The 13,923-nt window shown below is 71.1% G+C and carries 12 protein-coding genes; 5 read left to right on the forward strand and 7 right to left on the reverse strand.

The features are described 5' to 3' along the window. Nucleotides 1–191 precede the first annotated feature (191 nt). Together ACFQSB_RS23015 and ACFQSB_RS23020 are read left to right on the forward strand one after the other, a co-directional pair. Nucleotides 192–641, forward strand: coding sequence for a hypothetical protein (locus tag ACFQSB_RS23015; RefSeq protein WP_380829141.1), 450 nt, complete (start codon nt 192–194; stop codon nt 639–641). Beyond that, nucleotides 544–2,232: a ricin-type beta-trefoil lectin domain protein gene (locus ACFQSB_RS23020; protein ID WP_380829139.1), complete on the forward strand. Its 1,689-nt coding sequence runs from the start codon at nt 544–546 to the stop codon at nt 2,230–2,232. Before ACFQSB_RS23015 ends, ACFQSB_RS23020 begins: the two co-directional genes overlap by 98 nt. Before the next feature lie 31 nt (nt 2,233–2,263). Here ACFQSB_RS23020 and ACFQSB_RS23025 read toward each other — a convergent pair whose 3' ends face one another. Then, nucleotides 2,264–3,586, reverse strand: coding sequence for a hypothetical protein (locus ACFQSB_RS23025; RefSeq protein ID WP_380828979.1), 1,323 nt, complete (start codon nt 3,584–3,586; stop codon nt 2,264–2,266). 1,127 nt (nt 3,587–4,713) lie between these two features. Between ACFQSB_RS23025 and ACFQSB_RS23030 the strand changes: the two genes are divergently transcribed. Continuing rightward, entirely contained in the window at nt 4,714–7,011 is a 2,298-nt protein-coding gene (locus ACFQSB_RS23030) for a SpoIIE family protein phosphatase (protein ID WP_380828981.1), read from the forward strand. A gap of 10 nt (nt 7,012–7,021) precedes the next feature. Here ACFQSB_RS23030 and ACFQSB_RS23035 read toward each other — a convergent pair whose 3' ends face one another. The 4 genes from ACFQSB_RS23035 to ACFQSB_RS23050 form a co-directional block, all read right to left on the reverse strand. Next, nucleotides 7,022–7,714 carry a haloacid dehalogenase type II gene (locus tag ACFQSB_RS23035; protein WP_380828982.1) on the reverse strand — a complete coding sequence of 231 codons (693 nt, stop codon included), beginning with the start codon at nt 7,712–7,714 and terminating at the stop codon, nt 7,022–7,024. A gap of 77 nt (nt 7,715–7,791) precedes the next feature. Continuing rightward, a complete protein-coding gene (locus ACFQSB_RS23040; protein ID WP_380828983.1) occupies nt 7,792–8,649 on the reverse strand; it encodes a cytochrome c biogenesis CcdA family protein in 858 nt (285 codons plus the stop codon). Nucleotides 8,650–8,692: 43 nt separating this feature from the next. Beyond that, nucleotides 8,693–9,316 carry a TlpA family protein disulfide reductase gene (locus tag ACFQSB_RS23045; protein WP_380828985.1) on the reverse strand — a complete coding sequence of 208 codons (624 nt, stop codon included), beginning with the start codon at nt 9,314–9,316 and terminating at the stop codon, nt 8,693–8,695. 124 nt (nt 9,317–9,440) lie between these two features. Further along, a complete protein-coding gene (locus ACFQSB_RS23050) occupies nt 9,441–10,136 on the reverse strand; it encodes an SDR family NAD(P)-dependent oxidoreductase (RefSeq protein ID WP_380828986.1) in 696 nt (231 codons plus the stop codon). Nucleotides 10,137–10,239: 103 nt separating this feature from the next. Here ACFQSB_RS23050 and ACFQSB_RS23055 point away from each other — a divergent pair, with 103 nt between their 5' ends. Further along, nucleotides 10,240–11,118, forward strand: a complete 879-nt coding sequence (locus ACFQSB_RS23055; protein ID WP_380828987.1) for a helix-turn-helix domain-containing protein — start codon at nt 10,240–10,242, stop codon at nt 11,116–11,118. Nucleotides 11,119–11,173: 55 nt separating this feature from the next. Here ACFQSB_RS23055 and ACFQSB_RS23060 read toward each other — a convergent pair whose 3' ends face one another. Further along, complete coding sequence (locus ACFQSB_RS23060; RefSeq protein WP_380828989.1) at nt 11,174–12,007, reverse strand: helix-turn-helix transcriptional regulator; 834 nt, start codon at nt 12,005–12,007, stop codon at nt 11,174–11,176. A 157-nt stretch (nt 12,008–12,164) separates the two neighbouring features. On the opposite strand from ACFQSB_RS23060, the gene ACFQSB_RS23065 reads away from it, so the two are divergent. Next, on the forward strand, nt 12,165–13,046 hold the full coding sequence (locus tag ACFQSB_RS23065; RefSeq protein ID WP_380828990.1) for an SDR family NAD(P)-dependent oxidoreductase: 882 nt from the start codon (nt 12,165–12,167) through the stop codon (nt 13,044–13,046). A gap of 292 nt (nt 13,047–13,338) precedes the next feature. Here ACFQSB_RS23065 and ACFQSB_RS23070 read toward each other — a convergent pair whose 3' ends face one another. Further along, nucleotides 13,339–13,869, reverse strand: a complete 531-nt coding sequence (locus ACFQSB_RS23070; RefSeq protein WP_380828991.1) for a GNAT family N-acetyltransferase — start codon at nt 13,867–13,869, stop codon at nt 13,339–13,341. Nucleotides 13,870–13,923 lie beyond the last annotated feature (54 nt).

Here is a 13,923-nt window from a genome sequence, read left to right on the forward strand (position 1 = left end):
GGTGATCGTGGCGCCGACGCCATCGAATCGATTCCGTGAGGCGCGCTTGCGTCCATGACCGCCCGTGCCTGCCGTACCGCAGGCCTCTCCTCGGCTCACCTCCCGGGGCTCACCTCCCGGGCCCACCGAACATCCGCGCGTCGAAGAAAGGACCACACATGTGGACTGTGGATCGGCGTACGTTCGCGCCGATGATGCGCACTCTTGTCAGAAGAGCGCTCAGTGTGATGTCGGTTCTCGGCCTGGTCGCGGTCGCCCTGGCACCGGCCGACGCCTCCTACGCCGCCACGGTGCAGGTCGCGCCGGTGTCGGCGTCGGACTCGCCCGCGACGATCATCGCGAAGGCCGCCGATGTCGTGCCGGCGCCGCGCCAGCTGGCCTGGCAGCGGCTGGAGCAGTACAACTTCCTCCACTTCGGCATCAACACCTTCACCGGCAGAGAGTGGGGCACCGGCACCGAGGACCCCAACGCCTTCCAGCCACACCGGTCTCAACACCGACCAGTGGGCCGCCTCGATCAAGAACGCCGGGTTCAAGGGGGCCATCCTCACCGCCAAGCACCACGACGGTTTTCTGCTCTTCCCCTCCAAGTACAGCAACTTCGGCGTGGCGTCGTCCTCCTGGTCCGGCCGACAGGGTGATGTGGTCAAGAGCTTCACCGATTCCATGCACAAGTACGGGCTGAAGGCCGGTCTGTACGTGTCGCCCGCCGACCTGCACGAGAACCTGTCCGGCGGACGGTTCGCCAACGGCAGCGCATCCAGGCAGGTGACGATCCCCGCCGACTCCTCGGAGGTCGTCAACGGAGTGACGTTCCGCTTCAATTCCGACGACTACAACGCCTATTTCGAGAACACCCTGTACGAACTGCTGACCCGCTACGGCGGCATCGACGAACTGTGGTGGGACGGCGCCAACCCGACCGGCCGCACCCAGCCCTACAACTTCAAGGACTGGGCCACCATGGTCCGCACGCTGCAGCCCAACGCGGTCATGGAGAACGACGGCGGGCCGGACGTGCGCTGGGTCGGCAACGAGAACGGCTACGCGCGCACCTCGGAATGGTCGGTCGTGCCCGCCACCGGCGATCCCGCGACCGGCGCCGACTCGGTGCTGGGCGTGCCCGGCGGCAACGGCGCCGGTGATCTCGGCAGCGACAGCGTGCTGTCCCAGCGCAAAGCCGACGGGACCAGCGCGTGGAACATGCTTCGATGGTTCCCCGGAGAGTGCAACGGCACCCTGTCGGCGCGCCACAACTGGTTCTGGCAGCCCGGCGAGACCTGGAGACCCCCGAGCGAGCTGCTCGAGATGTACTACGCGTCGGTGGGACGCAACTGCAACATGCTGCTGAACCTCTCCCCGAATCGGCAGGGGCTGCTGGACCAGACGGCGGTGGACACCCTGACCCAGTTCGGCGCCATCGTGTCCTCGACCTTCGCCACCGATCTCGCGAGCGGCGCCGGCGCGGCCAACGACAGCGGCACCTCCGCCACCACCGGGCACACCCCCGACCTGGCGGTGAACGGCGACCTCGACACCTCCTGGCAGCCGACCGGGACCACCGGCGCGCTGGTGCTGACCCTGCCCTCCTCACGGACCTTCGATGTCATCTCCACTCAGGAGGACCTGCGCATCGGCCAGCGCACGAGGTCGTTCGCCGTGGACTCCTGGAACGGCACCACCTGGACCCAGATCGCGGCCGACACCACGATCGGCCACAAGAAGCTGATCCGCCTGACGGCCCCGGTCACCACCAGCCGGGTCAGGCTGCGCATCACCGGCTCCCGGGCCGCCCCCGGCATCGCCGAGTTCGGCCTGCACCTTCGGCCCGCCGGCAGCACATCGCCCGGCTCCACGATCCGGGGCGTGGCCTCGGGCCGATGCCTGGACGTCAACGGCGCCTCCCAGACCAACGGCGTCCAGCTGCAGATCTGGGACTGCAACAGCGGCGCCAACCAGCAATGGGCGGCCACCAACGCGAACGAGCTGCGGGTCTACGGCAACAAGTGCCTGGACGTCAACGGCGCCGGCACCGCCGACGGGACCAGTGTGATCATCTGGGACTGCAACGGGCAGAACAACCAGAAGTGGCGCCTCAACTCCGACGGCACCATCACCGCCGTCGGCGCGAACAAGTGCCTGGACGTCTCCGGCTCCGGCACCGCCAACGGCACCAAGGTCCAGATCTGGTCATGCACCGGCCAGAACAACCAGAAATGGACACGACCCTGATCGCCATCCTCGCGGTCCCCGGTACGGCGTGTCATGTGTGGCCGAGCGCCGCGGTGAGTTCCCTGACGCCGGCCACCCGCGGGTGGTGGGTGACGAGGTCGTCGGCGATCCGCCGGATCGCCGGTCGGTCTTTCACCTCGCTGGGCGCCTCCTGCCAGGCGGCGAGCAGCGCCAGGGCGGTCTGCTCTGGCTTGCCCCACATCCACCACGCTCGTGCCAGATCCGTGTGGAGCCGCCCTTTCCGCTCGGGTGTCGGGAACTGCTCTGCCTTGAGATCGCGGCCCGCGTGGAGCGCCGTTCCGGCATCGCCGAGCGCCCAGTGGACGCCTACTCGGTAGAGCGTCACCTGAGGTGATGGGGAGTCGGCTGCTTTGGCGGCGTGGGATACCCGTTCGGCTTCGCCGATCAGTTCCAACGCCCGATCCCGGTCGGCGGCTTGGGCGGCGTTGTAGGCGCAGGTGCACAGCATCCGCACATACGCTGACGCCTCGGTAGGTGTACGCAGTCCTGCTGCTTCCAGGCGGCCGGCGGCCTGCAGTGTGACTCTTTCGGCGATCTCAGGTCGCCCTTCGTGGCGTAGCACGATCCCGAGCGCTCGCGCTGAGGTGGCCATCGCTACGGGGGACCCAGAGCGTGTCGCCCACGCCACTGAACGGTCCGCGGTGATCCGGCTGGCATGGCCACGCCCGATCTTGTTGAGCGCTTCCGTCGCAACGTCGTAGCACGCTGCCAGCAACACGAGTGAGCCTGCAGTGCCCGTACGTTCGGCGGCGTCTTGCGCGGATGACAACAGGTCAGGCAATCCTGCCACCAGCGGCGCCAGCTGCGCGGCGTCGTATTCGCGGCGCGCCGCGGCCAGCCGCACTTTGATGTCCGCAACCCCGGAGGCTTCAGCCGGCGAGGGGGACAGGGCGAGCGCGTCGTCGAGCTTGTCGAGCAGGTGCAGCGGAACGGAGAGACCTGCTGCGGCTATCAGTGTCCGACGTCGCATCGGGTCCTCGCCTTCGCTGGTGTCGCCGCCTGCCGCCACAGTAACGATCGCAGCCGCAGCAGCGGGAGAGGCAACACTGTAGGTAGGCGGTGTCAGGTTTCTCATCCCGAGTTGGGAAGGACTCGCCCCGTACAGGCGGCACAGCATCGGCCCGTACTCCGGACCCGGGTCGCCGTCGCCGTGCTCCCACTTGCACAGCATTGCCGGGTTCAGGCCGGGCTCGGCGAGCCCGTCCGACTGGTACAGCCCCACGACGCCGGCGACGCGCTGGGGCCGGGACCACCCGTAGGCGATCCTCCACTTGGCATGTGCGTCAATGGGCGCGAGCTTCGGCCCGGTCTCTGTCAACGCAGTTCGGCGCATGGACCCCGTCCAGAGGAGTGGCGACCTTCAAGAGGCGCAGGTCTTCGCGACGTTGCCTTGGCCGCGGCCCTTGAAAGGGGCGCGGAGGCGCTTGGAGCGCATTGATCTGGTACAAGCAGGGCCACCCGTGTCGGCCTGATTCCTCGCCCAGTCGAGGACAAGCGTCTCCGGCGCGCACGAGGCGTCCGGCCGGCAATCGGCGGCTGGCTGTACGCCCTGACCCAGGGCCAAGACCTCGGGGCTGGTTCGTGCTGTGCTGACAGATCATCGCCGCGCGCACGCTGTCGTGCCCCATCCGCTCCATGGGGTCCCGGAGAGTCGCCCCCGAGCCGGCCGCGAGCGTGTTCCCGTATGCCGGAGATCATGGAAGTGCAGCCCGGGAAAGCCGAGTCTGCGCGTGACGCTCGCCCAGTTGGCCGCCCGCCGGAAGTCCGCAAGAATCAGCCATCTCCGAAACGCAGGTAGCGCCCACCAGCCGAAACGCCCCGCTGCTGATCGCAGAGTCGGGGGCGTGGGTGACTAAGGGTTTCGGGCATCGGGAGATGAAGCGTGGTGGACGTGGCCGTTCAGGTGTCGGTGGGTGCCGTGCCGAGCGGACTGCATACCGGGCATCTCCTCCGGGCCGCCGGTGGGGCGCGTCGTAGGATGGGGCGTACAGGAGCAGGGCCTGCAGGCGCCTGACCTCGACGGACGCGCATCCCGCCGTCGAGGCGGAAGGCGGTGTGAGAGCCCCTGGCGGAGTTCGGAATGCGCACGGGGTCGGCCGACCGCGAGTGGGCGCGATGACAGGCGTCTCCGGGGTGCCTGGAGGAAAGCACACGATCGCCGTTATCGGAGACGCCGACAGGACGTGACGGAGGCCTTCGGATGAGCCCGTATCGAGGGACGGAGGTGCGGTCCTCGCCGGCGCGGGGCGGCCAGGCCGTCATCGCGGCGTGCGGTGGCCAGGCCGTCATCGCGGCGTGGGGCGGCCGGGTCGCCGCTGCCTGGGGCCGGGTCGCCGCTGCCTGGGGCCGGGGCAGCGCTGCGTGGGGTGGGCGGGCGGAGGCGGCTCGACAGCGATCTGTCTTTGGGAGGTACGCGGACGCGGGGCGTTCGCCCATTTCGACGGGACGGGAAGCGCCTCCGTGACGGGCAGCGGGATGGTCGTGCGAGATGCCCGCGAGGACGGGCCCGTTGAGATCCCGGGCGATCTGGCGGCGGCACTGCATCCTGCCGTGTGTGAGGCCGCCGACCGGCTGAAGGCGGTCGCGGCGGCCGTCTACCTCCTGACGGCCGACGGCGCCGAACTCAAGGCCGCGATGATCGGCGGCAGTCCGCCGTCGGTCTTCACGCTCCCGGGCCGCATGGCGCTCGACGCTCCTTACGCCTCCGCACGAGCCGTGTCGGACGGGACGGTGGCGGTCCTGGCCGATCCGGATCCGCGGGCCGACGACCGTCCGGGGGGCACGCCCTATCCGTACACCGTGGCAGCGGCCCCCCTCTGGGCAGGAGAGCACCGCTTCGGCGCCCTGACGGTCCTCCGGCCCGAGGACAGAGGCGGCTACGCCGACGAAGATCGCGTGGCGCTCAGGACGATCGGCGACCGGCTCGCCGTCGTCCTCGACGCCCTCGCCGCCCGTCGCGGGCCGATCACACCCGGGCATCTGCCCGTGCTCGTCCCCGTGTTCGACGCGGCGAGGGCCCAGCCGTATCCGGCGGACGCCGGTGAGGCCGCCCCGGGCGCCGAGTCGCCGGCCGGATCGGCCGGCCTCGCCGTCTGGGGAGTGCCGGGTGTCCCCGGATCGGCCGGCCTGAGCCTCATGTATCCGCTGCAGCGGCTGGCCGACATGCTGAACCGGGCGACCACCATGGATCACGTCGTCGGAGCGGCACGGTTCTGCGTCATGTCGCCGTTCCACGCCCGGGCAATGGTGCTGGCCTCGGTGGGCGACGGGCGCCTGTGGGTCATCGGGCACAGCGGTGACTCCTCCGACCTCGTGCACGAACTCCACGGCTCAGTGCTGCACGCCCACACGCCCGCCGCCCAGGCGGTCGCGGGACGTGCGATCTTCGTTTCGGGCGACCCGGACCGGCCGGCCGCCGAGGGCCTCGATCATGAGATGTACGCCGCCGCCTACCTTCCGCTCATCGGGAGCAGACACGTCATCGACGTGCCCTTCACCGGGAGCGACCACGTGGTCGGCGTCTGCTGCCTGTCCTTCGGCGGACCTCGGCGCTTCGCCCCCGAGGAGAGGGCCGTCCTCACCATGATGGCCGGGCGGCTGGGTTCGGCCGTCGAACGCATCGAACTGACCAGGAAGCGGCAGGCGTACGCCGAGTGCCTGCAGAAGAGGCTGCTCCCGCCCGTACTGCCGGACGTGCCGAGACTCACCACCACGGCCCGCTACCAGCCCGCCGCCGCCACCTACGAGGTGGGTGGCGACTGGTACGACCTGATCGAATCGCCGGACGAGCGCGTCGTGCTGGTCATCGGTGACGTGGAGGGCCACACCTTGGAGAGCGCCGCGGTCATGGGCCAGCTGCGCAGTGCGTTGGCGGCGTACGCGACGGAGGGCCATGGGCCGGCGGCGCTCCTCGAGCGGACCGGCGCGCTTCTCTCCCGGCTGGGCACCGACCTGCTCGCCACCTGCTGCGTCGTCGCCCTGGACACGGCGGACGGCCACGCCGAGGTGGCGCTCGCCGGCCATCCGGCACCGCTCCTGCGATGCTCCGACGGCGTCGTCCACACCCTGGAGGCCCCGGCCAACGTGCCGCTCGGAGTGGCCGCGCCGACTCCGTACCGTGCGCGGGAGCACACGCTGACGGCGGGGTCGGTGCTCATGCTGTACTCGGACGGGCTGGTCGACCCGCGCGTCGAGGACCCCGGTGACGGTGCGGCCGCGACGTTCCGTTCCGCCGCCCTCGAGGCGGGCGCCGATCTCGAGAAGCTGGCCGACCGCCTCCTCACCGAGGCACCCGATCCGCGGCGCCGCCGCGACGACGTGGCACTGCTCCTGGCCCGCTACGAAGGCGCCGAAGACGTGCCCCGCACGGGGCATCTGCACATCGAGGCACGCGACTTGCGGGGGGCCAAGGAGGTCCGGGGCCTGGTGCATGACCTGCTGTGCCAGTGGGGCCTGACGGAGGTGTCGGAGGACCTGCAGCTCGTCACCTCCGAGGTCGTCACCAACGCGCTCATCCACGCGGGCACCGACGTCGACGTGCGGCTGCGCGCGTTCGCCGATCGCGTCCGCCTCGAAGTACGGGACTCCGACAGTGATCCGCCGGTGCCTTCCCCCTTCTCCCTGTCCGAGGAAGGCAGCGCTGAGGCGGAGCACGGACGCGGCCTGTTCCTGGTGGACGCGCTGGCCAGCGCGTGGAACAGCTCGCCGAGCGGGCGCGGCAAGACGGTCTGGCTGGAGATCGCCATCCCGGCCTCGTGACGGGCGGATCCTAAGCCCACCGGCCCGCGAGGGTCACGAGGTCGGGCGCGGTCACCCGCGGGGCGGTCATCGTGCCCGGATAGGGCAGACCGCGCCGGTTCAGCCAGGCCCCGGTCAGGCCGGCGCGCTGGGCGCCGTCGATGTCCCAGGGGTGCACGGCGACCAGGGCCGCCTGGTCCGGCCGGACGCCGGTCGCGCCGAGCGCGTACTCGTAGGCGGCCCGGGCCGGCTTCCAGGCGCGGGGAGCGCTGACGTCCAGCCGCGCCTCCACCAGGTCGAGCAGCCCCTCGCGGGCGAGGATGCCCTCGGTCATCGCCGCGGCGCCGTTGGTCATGGTGAACAGCCGGATGCCGCTCTGGTGCAGCAGGCGCATCCCCTCAGGGATGTCGGGATGCACCCGCAACCGCCTGAACGCGCCGAGCACGTTATCGACCGCCGTGCCCGGGTCGACGTCTCCGTCCGCGGCACCCCTGCTCACGAGCAGTTCCTTGAGCACCTCGGCGGCGATGGCGGCGAAGTCGGCGTATCCCCCGGCCACGGTGAGCGCGAATCCGTCGCGCAGCACGCTCGCGAACCAGGTGTCCATCGCATCACGGGGAAGGCCGGCCTCCTCGAACCGGTCGCGCAGCGGCTCCATGTCGGTGAGGGTCTCGTTCACATCGAAGATCACTGCCTGTGGCCTGGTCACGGACGGCTCGGTCATGATCTCTCCTCGAAGGTCGAAGGTCGAAGGCAACGTGGTCACGCGCGCAGCACGATCACCTGGTGACGATGAGCTTGTCACCTGGTACGTGTGATCTTCCTGCGTCGTATGCGTCGGAGTGAGGACGCGCCGAGGATGAGTGCGGTGAGCATGAGGGCGATGCCGCCCGCGCCGAGGGTCTCCACCCAGGAGGAGAGCGTGCCCTGGACGGCGACGGCGGCGTGCACGAGCGGGTCCCCGCTGGTGGCGCCGGAGTAGACGCGCAGCTCATACCAGCCGTAGTAGATGACGTACAGTCCGGCGGGCAGGAGCAGGACGCCGCTGATCCGGGACAGGTGGGGCAGCAGCCGTCGCAGGCGCGCCACCGCGGCGGCGTGGGCCAGCGCGACGGTCAGCGACAGCAGGGCGATGACCAGTGCCATGCCGAGCGCGTAGGCCACGAAGATCGCCAGCCCGCCGGGCAGGCCGCCGCTCGCCACGGAGGCGGAGACGACCGCGAGGAACGGCCCGATCGTGCAGGACAGCGACGCCACCGCGTACGACAGGCCGTAGCCGTACAACGACACGACCGAGGTGGTGGTAGGACGGCCGGTGGCCAGCCGGGGCACGCGCAGCAGCAGCTCGCGACCGGCCAGCAGCCAGCCGCCCAGGCCCAGCAGGAAGACGCCGATGATGATCGTCACCCAGGGCAGGTAGCGGCCGACCGAGAGGGCCAGCGGGGTCACGACCAGCCCGAACAGGCCGAAGACGGTGACGAACCCGGCGCTCATCGCCGCCGACAGGACCAGCGCCCGGCTTACCGGGCGGCGGGGGGAGGATGTGCCGCCGGTGATGAGCAGGGTGAGGTAGGCCGGCAGCATCGCGAAGCCGCACGGGTTGAAGGCGGCCACCAGACCCGCCGTCAGCGCCAGCGCGAGCGGCAGGCCGGCGATCATCGGCGGCCTGCCCCGCTATGGGCGTCCGGCGGCATGAGGGGTCTCATCCGGCCAGGCGCTGGACGAGGTCGGCCAGTTCGGCGGAGTCGAGCGGGCCCGACACCTTGGCCGTCACCCCGTCGGGTCTCATGAACACGTACGTGGACTGCCGGCTGATGCCGAGCTTGGTCCACACCGCGCCCTTCTCGTCCGACAGGTGCACGATGGTGCCGGTGCCGGTGCCGGTGCGCTGGACGAACTCCTTCATCGCCGCCTCGGTGTCCAGACCGGCGACCCCGACGAACCTCACCTGGGTGAACCTGGCCGAAGTGGCCTTGACCGCGGGCGCCTCGGACAGGCAGTTGGGACACCACGGCGCCCAGAACCAGAAGACGACCGGCTTGCCAGCCAGGCTCGCCCCCTCGAACTTCTCACCCTTCAGGGTCGTCGCGCTGAACCGCAGCGCGTCGGGCACGGCGACCCGGCCCGACGCCGACGCCGCCGCCGCCGCCGACGCCGCCGATGCCGATGCCGATGCCGACGTGGCAGGCGGCAGGGCGGCAGACGGTGGAGAGGCGCCGTCGGCCGGATCGGCTGCCCGACTGCCGTTGAGGCCGCCACACGCGGACACCAGCAACGCCGCTGACAGGGCGACGACCGCCACGCGGGCTCCGCGAACTGGGATCATGCGACCAGATTAGGTACAGGAACAGCGCCGAAACCTTACGAGCCGATGACGACGCCGGGGTGAACATCTCCGCACACGGGTGCGTATCTCCGGGCGCGCTCGACCGGCCGACCGTGCTGGAGGTCTACCATGGCACCCTGCCGGCCGTGTTCGTGAAGGTGCCCGTGGGGGTTCCCGGGGGTGCGGTCGCCGCCGCGACGATGGCTCGCGCCCCCTCCTCCACCGTCTGCCGCCCGCGGTGACCGTTCAGGTCGGTGGCCGTGTAGCCGGGGTCCACGGCGTTGAACCGGATTCCGGGCAGGGCCTTGGCGTAGTGGATGGTGAGCATGTTCAGCGCCGCCTTCGACGACGCGTACGCCGGCGCCGGCACGTAGTCGGGCGCGAGCGAAGGGTCTTCGTTGATGGCGAGTGAGCCGAGCCCGCTGCTCACGTTGACGACGACCGGGTGCGACGCGGCTGCAAGCAGCGGCAGGAACGCGTTGGTCACCCGTACAGGTCCGAAGACGTTCGGCTCGTACACCGCCCGCAGCACATCCGCTGTCAGGTCCTGTGCCGTGGCGCGCGGCACGGAGACGCCCGCGTTGTTGACCAGGACGTCGACCCGGCCGGCCTGCTCACGTACGGTCGCGGCCGCGGCACGCACCGACGCCTCCTCGGTGACGTCGAGGAGCAGGGGGCGTGCGCCGAGGTCGGCGGCGGCCCGCTCGGTCCGCTCCGCGTCCCGGCCACTCACGTAGACGGTGTGTCCCAGTTCGATGAGCCGCCTGGCGGTTTCGCGGCCGAGGCCCTTGTTGGCGCCGGTGATCACTGTGATGGTCATGCGGCCACCATGGCCCGGTGACGCCGGGACAGACAGAGTACCCGTCGACGGGGGGACTGCCTGTACCAGGCTGTCTTTCGGATGATGGCGGACAATAGGCGGTATGAGCAGCGCGCCCACCGGACCCGCGGACCGTACTGACCTGGGCGCGGCCCTGCGCCACTGGAGGGACCGGCTGCCGCCCGGGGAGGTCGGGCTGCCGTCGGGCGGGGTGCGCCGCGCGCCGGGCCTGCGCCGCGAGGAACTCGCCCAGTTGGCCGGGTTGTCCGTCGACTACGTGGTCCGCCTCGAACGCGGCCGGGCCACGACCCCGTCGGCCCAGGTGCTCGCTGCCCTGTCCCGCGCACTGCGCCTGTCGGTGTCCGAACGCGATCACCTGTACCTGCTCGCCGGCCGGCGCCCGCCCGGCGCGGGACAGGTCTCGCAGCACATACCGCCCAGCGTGCAGCGGCTGTGCGACCAACTGGCGCGCACCCCGCTCAGCGTCTACGACGCGTCCTGGACGCTCCTCACGTGGAACCCGCTGTGGGGCGCGCTGACCGGCGACCCGTCGACGCTGCGCGGCCGCGACCGCAACATCGTATGGCGCCATTTCGCCGGCTTCCCCTCACGCGTCGCCCACCTGCCCGGCGAACTGGTGCGGTTCGAGGCGGCGCTGGTGTCGGACCTGCGGTCCTCTCTTGCCGCCTACCCGGAGGACGAGCGGCTGCGCACGCTCGTGGACGACCTTCGGGAGCACAGCCGGCGCTTCGGCGAGCTGTGGGCCGCGCACGCGGTCGGCAGGTACGGCATCGGGGACACCAAGGTCGTGCACCACCCGGACGTGGGTGCGGTGACCGTGGACTGCGATGTCCTCACCGTGCCGGGGTCCGACCTGCGCATCGTCGTCTACTCCGCGCCGCCCGGCACCACGACCGCCGCCCAGTTGGAGCTGCTGAACGTGGTCGGGACCCAGCCGATGACGAGCCGGCGCCCTGCCTGACACACGGCCGCGCGTCATCCCCAGGACCGTCTCCCACCTCGGCGGAGGCGGGGTGTCAGTGGTGCTGACCGGCGCGCAGGACGCCGAGAAGCGCGAGGCGGTCGGCGGTGTCCGTGCCGGGGGCGGGAACGAAGAGCGCCAGGATCTGTGACCGGTCTTCTTCCAGGAGCGCTTGGCAGTCGAATTCGAGCAGACCCGTCTCGGGGTGCCGGATGCGTTTGCGCCGGCTGCGCAGGACGGCGACGTCGTGCGCGGACCACAGCGCGGCGAACTCCGCGCTGTCCCGCAGCAGCTTGTCGACCAGTGCCCGCGCTCGTGCGTCGCCTCGCCGCACCAGTGCCGAGCGCAGGTCCGCGGCCAGTGTCCGTGACTCCCGCGCCCTGTCCTCGGGCGGATAGGCGGCTCGGGCGTCGGGTGAGGTGAACCATCGGTACACGGCGCTGCGTTCCGGCCCGATGAGTCGAGTGTGGTCGCCGAAGACGGCTGTGGCCAGTGCGTTCTGCGCCAGGGTCTCGCCGAGGTCGGTCATCACCTGCGCCGGCATGTCATGCAGGCGGTCCAGCAGGCCGAGGAGCACGGGGGAGACGTGATCGTCGGTCGAGAGCCGGTCGGGCGCGGTGTGCCCGGCGAGCCGGAACAGGTGGTCGCGCTCGTCCAGGGTCAGGCGCAGCGCGCGTGTCAGGCCGCGCAGTACCGGCGTCGATGGCTGCGGCGCGCGGGCCTGCTCCAGGCGGGTGTAGTAGTCGGTGGAGATCCCCGCGCGTGCGGCCACCTCCTCCCGCCGCAGGCCGGGCGTGCGGCGCCGCGTCGAGGACACGACCCCCACCTCGCCCGGGGTGAGCGCCTCGCGCCGCACCCGCAGGAAGTGGGAGAGCTGCCGGGAGTCCATGGGCCCAGTGTCACCCAGGGAGACCTCGGTCAGCCAGGGACTGCCGCTCCCTGGGAGTGGCTCACTCTGCCTGCGTGGCCGCCCGCACTGGACAGTGGTGGGTGAGGGGGCGGAAACACCGGCCGTTTCCCCGCGTACTGCGACAGAGGAGCACGTCATGACCGATCACCACCCGAGAACCTGGTTCTTGACCGGGGCGTCGCGTGGGCTGGGCGCCCAGTGGGCGCGGGCCGTGCTGGAGCGCGGCGACCGGCTCGCGGCGACGGCCCGGGACGCCGCGTCGCTGAAGCCGCTCGTCGACGCCCACGGCGACCAGGTGTTGCCGCTGGGGTTCGATGTCGCGGACGCGACGGCCGTGCGCCAAGCCGTGGCGGCGGCCGAGGCGCACTTCGGTGGCATCGACGTGCTGGTGAACAACGCCGGGCACATGCTCGTCGGGGCTGTGGAGGAGGTCACGGACGCACAGGCCCGTGCCCAGATGGACACGAACTTCTTCGGTGCGCTGTGGACCACCCGTGCCGTCCTGCCGGGTATGCGCGCACGCGGTGGGGGCCGTATTCTCCAGGTTTCCTCGCTCGGCGGTGTCATCGCCTACCCGGCGCTCGGTCTCTACCACGCCTCGAAGTGGGCGCTGGAGGCCGTCAGCCAGTCGCTCGCGGCGGAGGTCGCCGCGTACGGCATTCACGTGACGCTCATCGAGCCGATCGTCTTTCACACGGGCCTGATGGCCTCCTCCCCCCAGGCCCGACAGGACGAGGCCTTTGCCCACGCCCGTCAGGCGCTCTTCGCCGGCGCGGCGCACATCGTCCCCGGTGATGTCGCGGCCTCGGGCCGGGCCGTGCTGGAACTCGCCGACGCCGCCGAGCCGCCCCTGCGGGTTCTGTTCGGCGTCGGAGGCCTGGACGAGGTGCGCGAGGAGTACGCACGCCGCCTCGACGGCTGGCAGAAGTGGGAGAGCCTGTCGCGTGCCGCCCACGGTTCCGCGGCGGACGCGGCGCGGCGGCACACCCTCGAGCCCTTCTCCGAAAGGTCGTCATGAGCCCTCCGTCGTTCCGCTTCGGCGCCGCTCTCCTCAGTTCCGGATCCTCCCGTTCGGAGTGGATCATCCGGGTGCGAGAGGTCAAGGATCTGGGGTAGGACGTCCTGCAGGGGGCGCCGGTTACGTGCCGGCGGAGTTCGAGGCGGCGGGCCGGCCGTTCGGCACGCCGGCCTCGCGGCCGCGCAGGCTCGAAGAGGGGGTCACCGAGCTGCGATGACCTACGGCCGCACCGCCTTGCTCCGGCCGAGCACCCCGCCGGCCCTCACAGCCGCGACGCCGTCACGTGGGGCGCTCACTCGCGTGCCTTCCGCATGATGAGCGGGGTCATGGCGCGCTCGGGGAGGTAGGCCACCTCGCGCCATCCCCTTTTCCGGCCGAGGCCGAGGGCCGCGGCGGCGGCCGGATGGGTGGCCAGCCAGCGTGGTCCGCCGCACGCGACCGCCAGCAGGGAGTCGTGCAGACGGGTGCCGATGCCCTGTCCTCGCGTCTCGGGCAGTACGGCGAGCTCCTTGAGGGTGAAGTCGTCCGCGCTCGGATGCCCCGCCAGGGCCGCGAGGCGGGAGGCCAGGTGCCCGTAGGCGAAGCCGCACACCTGTTCGCCGTCCAGGGCGAGGGCGAGGACGAAGCCCGGTTGGTGCAGGTCGACCAGCATGCGGACCGCCACGCTGCGGGCGAAGCTGCGTGGTTCACACCAAGGTGGTCCGGTGAACACCCGGCCGCCCACTTCGGCCACCATCGACTGGTACGTCGCGGCTTGCGACCCGCTCACCAGGCGGATGTGCGGAGGCGCGGCGCCCGACCGCCCGGCTGGATAGCGCTGCAAGGAAGCTTCATCGGGCGCCGCGGTCACACATGCAGTCTTCCTCGCCGACCCAAT

The sequence above is a fragment of the Sphaerisporangium rhizosphaerae genome, assembly GCF_042665155.1.
Lineage (GTDB): Bacteria > Actinomycetota > Actinomycetes > Streptosporangiales > Streptosporangiaceae > Sphaerisporangium > Sphaerisporangium rhizosphaerae.

What these genes read in the sequence shown, in the direction of transcription:
- ACFQSB_RS23060 (WP_380828989.1), bottom strand. Translation starts at nt 12,007, where the DNA reads ATGGACTCCCGGCAGCTCTCCCACTTCCTGCGGGTGCGGCGCGAGGCG.
- ACFQSB_RS23050 (WP_380828986.1), bottom strand. Translation starts at nt 10,136, where the DNA reads ATGACCATCACAGTGATCACCGGCGCCAACAAGGGCCTCGGCCGCGAA.
- ACFQSB_RS23025 (WP_380828979.1), bottom strand. Translation starts at nt 3,586, where the DNA reads ATGCGCCGAACTGCGTTGACAGAGACCGGGCCGAAGCTCGCGCCCATT.
- ACFQSB_RS23035 (WP_380828982.1), bottom strand. Translation starts at nt 7,714, where the DNA reads ATGACCGAGCCGTCCGTGACCAGGCCACAGGCAGTGATCTTCGATGTG.
- ACFQSB_RS23045 (WP_380828985.1), bottom strand. Translation starts at nt 9,316, where the DNA reads ATGATCCCAGTTCGCGGAGCCCGCGTGGCGGTCGTCGCCCTGTCAGCG.
- ACFQSB_RS23065 (WP_380828990.1), top strand. Translation starts at nt 12,165, where the DNA reads ATGACCGATCACCACCCGAGAACCTGGTTCTTGACCGGGGCGTCGCGT.
- ACFQSB_RS23015 (WP_380829141.1), top strand. Translation starts at nt 192, where the DNA reads ATGATGCGCACTCTTGTCAGAAGAGCGCTCAGTGTGATGTCGGTTCTC.
- ACFQSB_RS23055 (WP_380828987.1), top strand. Translation starts at nt 10,240, where the DNA reads ATGAGCAGCGCGCCCACCGGACCCGCGGACCGTACTGACCTGGGCGCG.
- ACFQSB_RS23040 (WP_380828983.1), bottom strand. Translation starts at nt 8,649, where the DNA reads ATGATCGCCGGCCTGCCGCTCGCGCTGGCGCTGACGGCGGGTCTGGTG.